The sequence below is a fragment of the Pseudoalteromonas sp. CNC9-20 genome, assembly GCF_022347875.1.
Taxonomy (GTDB): domain Bacteria; phylum Pseudomonadota; class Gammaproteobacteria; order Enterobacterales; family Alteromonadaceae; genus Pseudoalteromonas; species Pseudoalteromonas ruthenica.
Genome location: NZ_JAKRFS010000002.1, coordinates 683,664 through 697,308 on the forward strand (window position 1 = coordinate 683,664; position 13,645 = coordinate 697,308).

The 13,645-nt window shown below is 46.5% G+C and carries 10 protein-coding genes; 6 read left to right on the forward strand and 4 right to left on the reverse strand.

Annotated elements, in window-relative coordinates; genetic code table 11:
• Window positions 1-314: 314 nt before the first annotated feature.
• Both MHM89_RS06680 and MHM89_RS06685 read right to left on the reverse strand, forming a co-directional pair.
• On the reverse strand, window positions 315-3,233 hold the full coding sequence (locus tag MHM89_RS06680) for a TonB-dependent receptor (RefSeq protein WP_045978888.1): 2,919 nt from the start codon (window positions 3,231-3,233) through the stop codon (window positions 315-317).
• Between the two features lie 335 nt (window positions 3,234-3,568).
• The gene (locus tag MHM89_RS06685; protein WP_239408433.1) at window positions 3,569-6,073 is read right to left on the reverse strand and encodes a S8 family serine peptidase; all 2,505 of its coding nucleotides are present in this window, start codon (window positions 6,071-6,073) and stop codon (window positions 3,569-3,571) included.
• Window positions 6,074-6,896: 823 nt separating this feature from the next.
• Between MHM89_RS06685 and MHM89_RS06690 the strand changes: the two genes are divergently transcribed.
• From MHM89_RS06690 to MHM89_RS06705, 4 genes are read left to right on the forward strand one after another with little or no spacing between them, the layout of a single operon-like run.
• Complete coding sequence (locus MHM89_RS06690) at window positions 6,897-8,405, forward strand: curlin (RefSeq protein WP_239408434.1); 1,509 nt, start codon at window positions 6,897-6,899, stop codon at window positions 8,403-8,405.
• Window positions 8,406-8,444: 39 nt separating this feature from the next.
• On the forward strand, window positions 8,445-8,831 hold the full coding sequence (locus MHM89_RS06695; RefSeq protein ID WP_045978886.1) for a CsgE family curli-type amyloid fiber assembly protein: 387 nt from the start codon (window positions 8,445-8,447) through the stop codon (window positions 8,829-8,831).
• Window positions 8,825-9,247 carry a curli assembly protein CsgF gene (locus MHM89_RS06700; protein ID WP_022945045.1) on the forward strand — a complete coding sequence of 141 codons (423 nt, stop codon included), beginning with the start codon at window positions 8,825-8,827 and terminating at the stop codon, window positions 9,245-9,247. Before MHM89_RS06695 ends, MHM89_RS06700 begins: the two co-directional genes overlap by 7 nt.
• On the forward strand, window positions 9,247-10,023 hold the full coding sequence (locus MHM89_RS06705; protein WP_239408435.1) for a CsgG/HfaB family protein: 777 nt from the start codon (window positions 9,247-9,249) through the stop codon (window positions 10,021-10,023). The genes MHM89_RS06700 and MHM89_RS06705 overlap by 1 nt, the downstream gene beginning before the upstream one ends.
• 91 nt (window positions 10,024-10,114) lie before the next feature.
• On the opposite strand, the gene MHM89_RS06710 is transcribed toward MHM89_RS06705, so the two are convergent.
• Window positions 10,115-10,807 carry a response regulator transcription factor gene (locus tag MHM89_RS06710; RefSeq protein WP_022945043.1) on the reverse strand — a complete coding sequence of 231 codons (693 nt, stop codon included), beginning with the start codon at window positions 10,805-10,807 and terminating at the stop codon, window positions 10,115-10,117.
• 282 nt (window positions 10,808-11,089) lie between these two features.
• Window positions 11,090-11,632, reverse strand: a complete 543-nt coding sequence (locus tag MHM89_RS06715) for an NAD(P)H-dependent oxidoreductase (protein ID WP_239408436.1) — start codon at window positions 11,630-11,632, stop codon at window positions 11,090-11,092.
• Window positions 11,633-11,702: 70 nt separating this feature from the next.
• On the opposite strand from MHM89_RS06715, the gene soxR reads away from it, so the two are divergent.
• The gene (gene soxR / locus MHM89_RS06720) at window positions 11,703-12,158 is read left to right on the forward strand and encodes a redox-sensitive transcriptional activator SoxR (RefSeq protein WP_235418638.1); all 456 of its coding nucleotides are present in this window, start codon (window positions 11,703-11,705) and stop codon (window positions 12,156-12,158) included.
• 212 nt (window positions 12,159-12,370) lie between these two features.
• Entirely contained in the window at window positions 12,371-13,567 is a 1,197-nt protein-coding gene (locus MHM89_RS06725; protein ID WP_239408437.1) for an Nramp family divalent metal transporter, read from the forward strand.
• Window positions 13,568-13,645 lie beyond the last annotated feature (78 nt).

Here is a 13,645-nt window from a genome sequence, read left to right on the forward strand (position 1 = left end):
TCACCAGTTTACTTTTGTTTTATTTTATTTAATTTTTTGTAAAAAAATAATGAGTAAAATCCAGATTTAAAAATGTTAGGTTGCAGAAAAAATGTACAGAAGTGAATAAAAACAAGCAAAAGCGGGACTTGAGACATCAATCCAAAAGACACAAGTTGCAAATTAAGAAATAATACAGAAACAGGTACTTATAGAATAAATTAACATCTACAGAGATTCGCTACAATTACCTTTAATTGCAAAAAAACACCCTATTGCTATTTTGGGCACAAAAAAAGCCCCTACGCAGGGGCTTTGTTAATTTTAACTTTACCTTAAAAGGTTACATTAACATTTGCGAAGAAGCGGCGACCTACTACATCGTAGATGGCTTCGTTACCACCACTTGCCTGGATATAAGCAGGAGGTAGTTTGTCAGTAAGGTTACGAAGACCCAAGTCTACGCGCATGTTATCTGTTAACTGGTACCGAGCAGATAGATCGTGAGTAACAATACTGCCTACGTATGCAGGAGAAATATCCTCTTCAATATCCCCTTCTGGTGATACATCAAAGCGCGCTGAACGGTCAGTGTAACGTGTCGTCCACGTAAGGTTCAGATCCTGCCAAGTGTACTGAACAGTGAAACGACCTTGCCATTCAGGGTCACCCACTTCACCATTTTCGACATTCACTTTATCAGGACGATTCTGGAACTCGAAATCTTCTAGTTCAATCAAGTGGTTAATGAACAGGTTAAAGGTAAGCTCACCGTCAATATCAAAGTCAGCTAAGTCAGTACGATAGTCAAAGTCGGCGTCAATACCACGTGTAGTGATAGCTGCCGCATTTAGATAACCAGAGCGAACTAGCTCAATGTCGAACGTTTCAGGATCTCGGTCTACTTGGCTACAGAACGCCTCATCAATACCGCCAGCCGCATCAACACAGTTGTCGGCGATACTTTGTGTTGCGATGAATGAAATCGCATCTTCAATCTCAATGTCATAGTAGTCTAAGGTCATTGAGAAGTTTTCAGCAAAGCTTGGGGTCCATACTAAACCACCAGTAAATGAAGTTGACTTCTCTGGTTTAAGGTCCGGATTACCACCACTTAGCGTATCCACACTCACGTTATCGTTAGCTTGGAAGTCAGCTGGAATACCCAGCGCAGCACAGTTTGCACGACGGTTCGGGTTATCATCAATGTTATCCGCATCACATGGATCGGATACGCGACCGAAGCCTGGAGATTGTGGATCGAACGCCTCTGCAATGTTCGGAGCACGCTCTGCTTCGCCGATAGTACCGCGAATACGTAAGTCATCGAAAGGTTGATACATTAGACCGACCTTCCACGAGCTGCTTGAGCCAGTGTGTGAGTAGTCTGCAGTACGATATGCCGCGTCTACTGTCAGTTCTTCAGCGAACGACATACCTGCAAGGATCGGGAAGCTCAATTCGATGAAACCTTCACTTACATCGTACTCACCGTATGAATCCGGTGTTGCCGCTGTGGTTAAGAATCCTGCTTTAGAGAACTCATCAGTAATGGTTTCTGATGTTTCTTCGCGGTATTCGAAACCGGTTGCAATGCCGATTGGACCACCTTGTAGCTCGAATAGTTCTGCACTATCAAACGCAACGTAACCACCAACAACTTCTTGGGTAATTTTGTCAGTACGCGTTACATCAGCACTTACCCAATCTTTAGCAGCTTGTGACGCTTGGTTGAAACCAAATGGATTGTATGGCGCACAGTCACCACCATTCACACTTGCTGGATCAGTATAACCTTCACCTTGCGCAGAAGGCACTTGGCTACGACATGCCACTTCACCTGTAGCAGGGTCAATTACCGCGTCCAGAGCAGCAACAAAATTATCAGGAATAAGATCGTTCAAGGTATTACGAACGTTGTCTGTGCGACCAAACACATAATAAGTGTCATAAGTGAAGTCTGTTTCACTTAACGTGAAGTACCCTTCAAAACCACCTACGAAACGGAATAGCTCACGCTTGTTAGCAGCGCTACGGTTACCAAGCTCGCCAAAGAATTTCGAGAATGTTGCAACTTCAGTACCTTGAGAAAGCAAGTCTTGACGCAACGTTTCATCTAGGTACGGGTTATCTTGAACATTGATAGCCACGTTACCAAAACGGAATGAAGGCTGGAACTGTTGCTTGATATCTGAGCGAACAAATTTAAAGTCACTGTAGAAAGAGTGGTTGTCACTCAAATCAAAGTTGAAAGTTGAGCCAACCGTTGTTTTGTCTAAATCAGGATAAACATTTTCATAATCTTGAGTCTTAAAGCAATATTGGCATCCATCAGGGAAACTACCAAAAGCAAAGCTATTGGTGAATTCGCGCTCAGGCATAAGCTCTGGCACACCATTATTATCAAATGTCCAAATTGAACCAGCGGCTCCAAATGGGTTGATAACACCGTTCTCACTGATACGCTCTGACATTACATTAGGTACGGTTAGCTGATCTGGAATACCATCTTCTTCGCCAGTGTTCTCTGGGTTTTGAATCGTACCATAGTGATTAACCTGACGAATATCATTTGCCATTACTTCACGAATACGATCTTTACCTGCGAAGAAAGTAACGTTACCGCGGCCATCAAACACTTCGGCACCGCCAACGATGCTGTAAGAGTGGTTTTTAGTACCAACACCTTCTGTAGAATTACCTACAGAACCATTAAACTCGAAACCTTCGAAGTCATCACGAAGGATAACGTTTACAACACCAGAAACTGCGTCAGAACCATAGATAGCTGATGCGCCACCGGTGATAACCTCAACGCGTTCGATTAGCGCCGCAGGAATAGTATTTAAGTCCACCTGAGCACTACCAGGTGCACCGGCAACATGGCGTTTGCCATTTACCAAAGTTAGAGTACGAGCTGCACCTAGGCGACGCAAGTCAGCAGAGGTTACACCAGCTAGTGCGTTGCTGTCGTTGTTACCAATCAGAGTGTCTGTCGAACCTATCGCCGGAAGCTCTGCGAGAACACTACCTAGGTCAGGTACACCTGCTTGAGCGATGTCTTTTGCGCCGATAGTCACGATAGGGGCAGGTTGAGATAGTTTAGGTTTTACAATACGAGAACCTGTAACTTGAATTTTTTCGACTTCTTTGACTCGGTCAGACTCTTCCGCAGCAATCGCGGTGCCCGAAGCAACAGTGCCAAGCAACAAAGAATATTGAATAGCTTTGCTAATTGAAGATTTGTTGAACATTGTTAATTCCCTGAATTTATTGTTATAAAGCGAACCATGACAAGCATTATGTTTAAATCATGTAACTCACAACATACTTTTTACATATAATTCTCAACTTTTACAATAAAAAACAGCACTATTTTCGTGCACCATTAATAATTATGTAAATAAATCTTTACCTGGATTAATTTTTGTTCTGATTAAGTCACTTTGTATGACTTATTACCTCATCTCGGGTAACTGCAACACATGCATTCACCTAGCGACAACATAGTCGTCAATAAAAAAAACCCCAAACTAACTGAGTTCGGGGTTTTATCATTGCGTCAGTGCTTTGCACTGCGTGTTTATAGTTACTCGAAAGTCACTGTCACTTCATTCGAACAAATATCGCCTTCTTGACAGATTTGATAGGTGTAAGAAGTTTGGTCTGCGCGGCGTTCAAAGTCACGATAGCCACCGGTATTGGCAGTGCTTTCTAAGAACTCGCCATTACGGTACACATCCACTTGCTCAGCGCTGCTTCCCTGCCATGCCAGTTCAACGCGCATAAAGCCTAAGCGTGTTTTATTAGCACGTACCACTTCGAGTTGCACATCATCTGCGCTTAAAGTGACTTCTTGAGTTAAAGTATCACTGTTACCTTCACTGTCGGTCACAGTCAGGCTTACACTGTACGTGCCATAATCTGCGTAGGTATACATAGGGCTAGCATCAGAGCTGCTGGCACCGTCACCAAAGTCCCACATCCAACTAACAATATCGCCGTTCACATCAGAACTTGCATCTGTAAACTGCACGCTTAGGTCATTAACGTCATAGCTAAAGCCTGCCTGCGGCGGCTGCGCCGTTACTTCGCCAATGCCTGTAAGGTTAAGGGTCCAAGCGTTTAATGTCCCCGTGTCAGCACCGACATTATCAGACACCGTTAGCGTCCAATCACCGGTGGCCACTTCACCATTAAAGGCCTCTGAGTTGAAGGTTTCGTTAATGTCATCCGCACTACCGCCACTGCGATTATGGAGCGTAGCTACCGTGCCTGATGGCGAAGTAAGCGTGACAATCAAATCGCCAATCCAAGTGTGGCTGATATCTACGAAGGTATTGGTATCAAACACCGTGACGTCATCTGCAACAGTGATCACTGACGTGATACCTGTTGCGTCATTATCAGGAATGTCCACAGCCGTGGTGTTTTCATAGCTAAACTCAGTTAACCCCTGAGGTAATACGTATAGATCAACTGACTTTTGCTGTGCTAAATCACCCGAGGTTGCATCAATGGTAAAGCTGTACTCACCCCATTGCGTTTGTGCCGTCGTTGGCACGCTCAGCGTTACCACATCACCTGGCTGTGCAGTGTTGCTCGACAAGCTTGCGCCATCAATGCCTGCAACAAGCGCAAGGTCGATTGTTCCTTGCCACTCGGCCACCGAACTAAAGCTCAGCTCATAGGTCGCAGTGTCACCGGCAACAATCTCTTGGTTACGGGGCGCAGCCGTCATTCTAAAGCCTGGCTCAGGGTCAGCATCAATCACCGCTTGGTTCACATTTAAACGTGTACCCGCAACGGTCATTCCATCTAAGTCAGCATTCGCATCGCCACTGCTCATTAGCAATTGCTTCACTTCTACTGCACTCAAGCTCGGATTCACCGACAGCACTAACGCTGCAGCGCCTGCAACATGAGGCGTGGCCATTGAGGTGCCGGAGTAGGACGCATAACCGCCCCCCGGCACAGTAGAGAGGATAGCGCTGCCTGGAGCACCCATATCAACACTTGTTAAGCCCCATTGTGAGAACCCTGACATCGCATCGGTGTGCGTTGTACTGGCAATAGAAAGCACTGATTCATGCTCATAGCTCGATGGGTAGTGAGGGTTAACATCGTTATCAACCGCGTCATTACCTGCAGCGGCAACAAAAAGAATGTCGGCATTCTCGCTCGCCGTAATGGCATCCGCAAGCGCTTGGCTAAAGCCGCCGCCACCCCAACTGTTGTTGGTAACACGAATGTTGTGACCGTCATTTTTCAGGGCCACGAAATAATCGATACACTCAATCGCATCCGATGTTGAACCCGTGCCTGCTGCACTGAGGAACTTACAACCAGCGATGGATACTTCGTGGTTTACACCGACAACGCCCTCAGCATTATTACCGGATGCACCGATGGTGCCAGAGACGTGCGAACCATGACCTTGGTCATCCATAGGGTCGCCGTCGCCGGTGATGGCATTAATACCGTGAACATCATCGATATAGCCGTTGCCATCGTTATCCACACCGTCACCAGCAACTTCACCTGGGTTCACCCACATGTTCATGGCAAGATCAGGGTGTGAGTAATCAACACCAGTATCGATAACACCGACAATTACATCTGCGGAGCCGGTGGTAATATCCCATGCTTCAACAGCATCAATATCTGCATCCTCTGTACCACCAGTTTGCCCAAGGTTATGCAGGCCCCATAACTCATCAAAACGGCTGTCATCAGGCACGCCTAATGCCTTTACTTGGTAATCTGGCTCGGCATATTCCACACCAGGGTGCTTATTAAGAGCCGCCAAGGCTTGTTTGGCGCTGACGCCATCGAGTTTAAAATTGGCAAGACGACCACCAAGCACATGCTTGTAGCGATCATCAACTTCATCAGCATTCAAATCGCTGATTTTTGCTTTGACTAAAGACCGTGCTTGAGCACGCACTGCGGCAGAAGTGCCTTGTTTGAATACCACAAGGATGCTGTCGTCATTGTCAGTGGCAGCTGTATCTTTAATGTGAACGCCCGCGTGAGCGCTTAATGAAAGTACCGGAACGAGCGCTAAAGTCAGCGCAGATAGTTTGGTTTTCATAGATCTATTCCATAGAAGTTGTCTGTGTGGCCCGAAGGTACACAGAAGTAAGTATCTCTTCTCCAAAAGAGCACATACGCAGTCAATGTGTGGCAACCTCTTTGTTGTAGCGACTGTTTTAGGAACACGCAAAACAAAAATGAACAGAAAGTTAAAAACCACTCTTTTTTGTTAAATTTAATCCATAAAGGTTGAGTCTCTCATGCTTTTTTTTGATCCCACTTCGAGCAATTTCAACTCATTTTTTCTCATACTTTTTTGGTAGCAGCCGCTAATCTCCACCATAAAAACCTACAAAAACAAACACAACACACTGATTTTAATAAACAAATAACCAACCATAAAAATTGCTAATTTATCTGCTTTCAAAGTGAACTTAGAGTGAATACCTCGGTAGGAAAATGAGTATTACTAATATTGATACCTTGCAGCACCAATCCATGCATTGTGCATGCAACTATCAATGACCCAGGAGGGAATATGGCTCGTTGCAATTACTCAACAAAGCATTGGAAGCAAGTTTTTCCCATGCATACTCGTAATTGCAACTTAGTGACGAGTTTTATTTCTCTCCCAACGCTTACCGAACTCTTAGGCTTCTCCGTATTCCAGCACCCGGCTACTTATTTACAGCTAAGGCAAAGGAATGACGCCATACGCACCAGTGACCGTTGGCTTTTACTACTGCCAACACCTTTTAGGACAACAACGCTGCGCTCGTTCACACGCTTTTTTGATTAACCCAGCTCAGGTCGGCAACCCTGAGATGAGCCTTTTCATTTGTAACGTCGTCGCAGTAATAACAAACAACAAGGAGATAAGCGTGAAGCTTTCTAAATCTATTTTAACCTGCGCCATCGCGATGGCCCTATCAACAGGTGCTTACGCACAAAGCGAAGACAAACCTGGGTCAACATCTGCACTTGCTAACGTAGAGCGTGCAGCCGCCGTTGGTAATGAGCTCACAATTTCACAAACGTCTGTACAGGGTTTAGGTAACAGCGCCAGCTCTTTGCAACAAGGCGACGCCAACCTTACTGAGATCACTACGGTAGGTGATGGTAACCAAACAGATGCCATGCAAATAGGTAACGGCAATGTGGTGTTGGTGACCACACAAGGCGACAACAACCAGCAATCTTACAACCAAGATGGCGAAGCGAATGGCGCATTAAGCGAAGTGACTGGCAGTGACAACCAAATCGCGGTTGAGCAAAACGGCACTGGTTTCTTAGGCATCAACAATGAGGCCATCAACGTGATTGGCGGCGATGCAAACCAAATTAATGTTGTTCAGGGCGACGGCGGGCACTGGTTCTACAACCTGGATATGCAGGGCAATGCCAACGTGGTTAATGCACAGCAAGCTGGACTATGGAACGAAGCGCAATTTACGTCGGTTCAAGGTGATGCCAACGACCTGAGCGTGGAGCAGGATGGTTTTTGGAACCAACTATCCGTCACTTCTATTAATGGCAGCATGAATGAATTTGCCAGTGAACAGCTAGGCGATACCAACGTCATCAGCATTGGCGATATTTTCGGAGATGAGAACGAACTCGCTGTTGAGCAGGAAGGCGCGAATAACAGCACTGATATCGTCTCTCTCGAGGGCAATGAAAATGCTCTGTCAATTGATCAAGAAGGCAGCGCGAATACTTTTGAGTCAGCTCTATTCTCTGGTGATGGAAACGAGCTAAACGTTATGCAAATGGGTGATAATAACGCAGCATCAGCTGAGGTATTAGGCGATGAGAACGATTTCAGCGCAACCCAAAATGGCAGTGGCAACGAAGTATATCTTGGCGTGCTAGGTAACAACAATGAGTTTGATGCCATGCAAATCGGCAACGATAACGCCACGCATGTTGTTAACTTCAACGGTAATGACAACGACGTAACAGTTGCCCAATCTGGTGACATGAACACCGCCGTTATTGAATCATCTTACCCAGATCCAAGCATTGCCAGCAATGATAATGATATCGCTATTACTCAAAGTGGCATGGGCAATGAAGCTGTATTGACCATGGGCTCAGTGATGGAAAGCTCAAGCAACCAAGTCGACTTGGTACAAAGTGGTGAGCTCAATGCTATCGACCTCATGGTAGAAGGCAGTGGCCACAGCATTGATATCGCCCAAGAAGGCGGCATGAACATGGTTGCCGGCATGGGACAAGGTGCGTTCGCAGTCGCAGGTGAAGGTAATACTGTGTCTATCAGTCAACTTGGTGAGGGTAACTTGGTTGAAGGCTCGGTTATGGGCACTGGTAACACCGTTGCTGTCACTCAAGTCGGTGACTATAACTCTGCAACTGTTGTACAACAGTAAAGCTCTAATGGGAGGGGTAACCCTCCCTTTCAGCCGATGATGAAGTATTTTCTCAGCACCCTGATTGTGCTCCTTGCCCTGACTCACACGTCAAGCAAAGCACAAGAAGTGGAAATTGACGGCCTCGTACTCGATCGCAGTATTAGCCGCTTTGGCCACCAATTTTACTTTAATTTCTCACAGTTATGGCGCGATCTACCTGATACCAGCGGCACCAACGTGGTGATCAAAGAAACAGTGCTCCCTCGTGCTGGCACCCGCCTTGAAGTACTCATGAATAATGAATTGGTATACGTCACTTTTATGGGCCGACGTGGTGGTCCACTTAAAGAGCGCGTCGAGAGCGCGATGTTCGCGATTATGGACGCCATGGCGCGCGCCAGATTTAAACAACACTCCCCTGATCTAGCAGCAAGTGGATGGTAAAAATGAAAACAATAATTTATGCACTTTTGCTTTGTGCGTCACTGCCACTGATGGCCACTGAGCTTGTATACAAACCTATTAACCCATCATTTGGCGGAAACCCGTTAAATGCCAATATGTTGCTCTCTAAAGCACAAGCCCAAAATAAGCACCGGGCCCCTATCAGTGAAAAAACCTATGGTGAAAAGTTTCAAGAATCGTTGGAGCGTACGTACCTCAACCGCATGGTTCGTGAAATTACCGATATCGCTTTCGGTGACGATGTTGAAGACAGTATTTTTAACCAAGACTCCATCTTTATGAGTGGCGACTATCAAATCCAGATTATCACCAGTACCCCTGATAGTATCACCGTGCAAATAACCAATACCCTGGATGGCACTGTCACCGTAATCGAAGTACCGAGGTTTGGCTAATGAAACGTATATGTGCATTTTTATTATTGGCTTTGCTCAGCGGCTGTTCCGCTATCACCTCGACTGTGCCCCCAGATGAGCAAATTGCTGAGCAATTGGCGCTCACAGAGACCTTTGCCGAACTAAAAGCGCTACCTAATCCCAGAGGCGCAATCCCCGTGTCAGTTTATTCATTTCGCGACCAAACGGGACAATATAAGCCGCAAGACAACGTCAGCTCGTTTTCTACCGCCGTAACCCAAGGTGCGAACTCTATTCTGATGCAAGCGCTGCATGAAACCGACTGGTTTGTGCCCGTGGAGCGTGAAGGATTACAAAATTTGCTTACAGAGCGAAAAATCGTGCGAGCGGCGATGAGTGATAAGGGCGACAATGCCCCAGAGCTGCCACCATTAACCACCGCCAAAATCATTCTTGAGGGCGGGATCATCAGTTACGACAGCAACGTTAAAACCGGAGGCTTAGGTGCAGAATACTTTGGTATCGGCGCATCAGAGCTGTACCGTGAGGATGTTATCTCTATTTATATGCGTGCGGTCGATGTGCGCACCGGGCAGGTATTGCTGTCGGTTGCCACCAGCAAAAAAGTACTCTCACAAGAGATGCGTGCTGGCTTTTTCCGCTATGTGAGTTACAAGCGCTTGTTGGAAGCCGAAGCGGGCTTTAGTGATAACGAACCCATGCATATTTGTGTCACGCAAGCGATTGAAAAAGCACTGACGTTACTCATAAAAGATGGCATTAACAAAGGGGTATGGTCGGCGCGAGCCAGTTGATCACCTCTGCACTGACACAATAAAGGCGCCTCGTTTGGCGCCTTTATTTTTGCTCAATGGTAACCTTGCGTTCAATAGCATGCTGAGCAGGTTATTGACGCTGTTCCATGACGCGAGATGCCACCGGAATATAGCGCTGTGCCCAATTGGCCAATTCAATACGATTACGCGAGTTGGTCTTACGAAAAGCACTGTATATATGCGTTTTCACTGTGTGGTTACTGATGTTCAAAGCGCAGGCGATATCATCATTTTTAGCCCCCTTAGCCAACAGTGAAATCACCGATTTTTCCCGTGCGGTTAGCACACTTAAGTCGATATCGCTGTGGCGTTGCGCCGATAGTGCATCGGTGGCGGGGAGCTGTTGAATTAGATCGCCAAAAGCATTGGAGATAGCCTTGCGGCAAAACCATAGCTCGCCGCCGAGGACGCGGCGCACGCCTTTAAACATATGCTCAGGACTGTCATCGTTATAAAGCGCGCCTTTGAGATTCGCCAGCAGCGCTGTGCGTTCGTTGAGCGCGTGGCGCTGAGCATTAAACACCGCAACACTGTGCTGGCGCGCTAACTGAATGATCTCCTCGCTGAGCATTTCTTGGCAATCACAATACGCAGCATCCACTAAAAATAGTGCAATGTGTTCGCGCTCACCCACCTCAGGCAGGCGGGTATCGACCTTAACGGTTGTTGCGAGCGTTTCCAATACTTTGAGTAACAACAAGAAATCGTCGCTTTGAGTATTTGCATTATCTTTTGTTAAGACAAACAACTGCTTGTTATTCATTACTTCTTCCTCTGAAGCACCCAAACACTGGGGGGGAGCATTGAGTGTACCTATTTAAGCTTTACTATCAAGACTAACCCCTCACAAAATAAACATCTTGTTTACATAACAACAATAGAGCTAAGCCTCTAACAACGCCTTTATTGCATCATAAGAGTGCAAAAATGCACTCTGTGAACTAATAAATTTAATGGCATCTAGAGATAGTAACCACTCGCAGACATTCATTTTATATTCAGCTAATTTTGCGCTTGAACGAATAATTGCAAAATAATCACTAATTTATCTAATAAGGCCTGCTTGAGTGTTCAACAAGGCATACAACTTGCGCCACCACATTTGTCTTTTAGGGTATTGCACGGCCACAGATTCAGGGTCTGCAGCGCCAGCATGATAGTGAGTGACAAATTGCATCCCTAGGTAGGTGGCAGTATGGATGAAAGGGTCCACAAACGCTTGCGGCGCCCGCTCGGTATAACTAGTGGAGAGCAAGGATGCTTGCTTAGTGCGCAGTTGTCGTAACTGGCTACGCAATTGGGGCTGATCCATGTATTCCGTGAGTCTATCAAAAAACGCCTTCATCTGCGGTGTGGTGTTATACCAATAGACGGGCGATGCAAATACCCAATGGTCAAACTCCAGTAATCGCGTAATTAACGCGCGGAAATCATCGCTTTGTTCGCGAATATCATACCGATATGGGTTAATCTGATAGGCGTCTAAATCAATGAATTGCGCATCGAGGTGTCGGGCGAGAGTGTTGGCAGCTTGGCGAGTGTTACCTTGGCTTCTAGCACTTGAAAAAATAATAACATGTTGGTTCATAATTGCTTTCCTGCATTTGTATGTTTAACCTAAGGCTAAAAGCTCAAGTTAAGTTTAGGTCAACAACAAAATGACATTGGAAGCAAATTTATCTGTCGGCACTGTCGCCAAACGTGCTGGGGTCGCCGTATCGGCGCTGCATTTTTACGAGAAAAAAGGACTTATTCGCAGTTGGCGAAACCAAGGAAATCAACGCCGCTACAAGCGAGATGTACTAAGGCGCATTGCGGTTATCAAGGCCGCACAAAAAATGGGGATCACCCTAGAGGAGGTAAAAGAAACACTCAGTACCCTGCCCGAAAAACGCACCCCGAATAAAGAGGACTGGGCCAACATGTCACGCCAATGGCAGCGCCAACTCGATGAAAAAATTGCCTACATGCAACGAGTACGCGCCTATGTTGATGGCTGTATTGGATGCGGCTGCCTATCGATGCAACGCTGTCCTATTTATAACCCTGAAGATAAGCTCGCCAATGTCGATGATGGAGCCGTGTTATTGGATCATCCTGAGCTGGGAGACTAGCGCCAACAATGCACAGGCTGTTTATTACAGAGCGCAGACAATCACTCAGTGAGCTATAAGGGGAGTCACTTTGGGCCGGCCTAAAGATGTTAAATTTCTGTATTTAAATGTATAAATTCACTTGTTTATTGCATAGAGTAACGTCTTACTCTTTCAAATTTGGATATGAACTGGTAGCGTACGCGCCTTTTTTTAACCTCGACAGGTGATATATGAAGTTAGGACCTGGACTACTGGTTGCCGCCGCCTTTATTGGCCCAGGCACCATTACCACCGCCAGCGTAGCCGGTGCAAACTTTGGCTTTGCTTTGCTATGGGCCTTGGTATTCTCAGTGCTGGCAACCATTTTATTGCAATCACTGGCCGCGCGTTTAGGCGTAGTCACCGGCCTAGATTTAGCTCAAGCACTGCGCGCGCATATTGAAACTCCTGTGTTTCGTTGGCTTGCCGCATTTTTGGTGATCAGTGCCATTGGCATTGGCAGTGCCGCCTATGAGGCAGGTAACCTCAGCGGTGCCAGTCTCGGTTTACAAGGGTTATTTCCCTCCGCTTCAGCGCAGCTATGGACGCCCTTGATTGCTATTATCAGCGCCGCACTGTTATACAGCGGCAAATATAAGCTGATAGAGGGCGCACTGATCTTTTTAGTGTTGCTGATGAGTTTAGTTTTTTTAGCGACTCTGGTCATCGCCAGCCCCGATCTCAGTGCCATGTTTGCAGGTTTTAAGCCTAGCTTCCCTGAGGGATCACTGACCACCGTATTGGCGTTAATTGGCACCACCATCGTACCGTATAACTTATTTCTTCACTCTGGGGTGGTCGCACGGGCCAGCCAAGGTGAGCAGGATAAACAACAGGCCATTCGCAGTAGCAACTGGGATACCGGTTTATCAATTGGTCTTGGGGGATTGATCACCTTAGCTATCGTGTCCACCGCAAGCGTGGCCTTTTTTGGTCAGGGCAATAGTCAGCTCAGTGCCGCCAACCTGGCCTCGCAGTTAACGCCTTTATTGGGTGACAGTGCCCATTACTTTTTTGCACTCGGACTGTTCGCCGCTGGGTTAACCAGCGCCATAACAGCGCCTCTGGCGGGTGCCTACGCGGTGTGTGGCATGCTCGGGTTACAAGGAGATACCAACAGTCCTCGCTTCAAGCAAGTGGCGTTGGTGATATTAGTGTTTGGTGCTGTTGTGGCCAGTCTTGGTTTAGACCCAGTGGCAGTGATTATTTTCGCGCAGGCCACCAATGCGCTGTTATTACCCATTATCTGCATTTACCTGCTGTGGCTAATGAATCAAAATAAGGTCATGGGCAGATTTAAAAACTCACTGCTGATTAATGTGCTGACGATGCCGCTGCTGATACTGATTATCACGTTGAGCGGATACAAACTACTTACGCTCATATAATGCCTATTAAGTGAGCGCAAGGCGCTTGCCTCTGTGCTCACTTTCCCCTACCATCTCGGCTCATTTTACCAAGGAGTC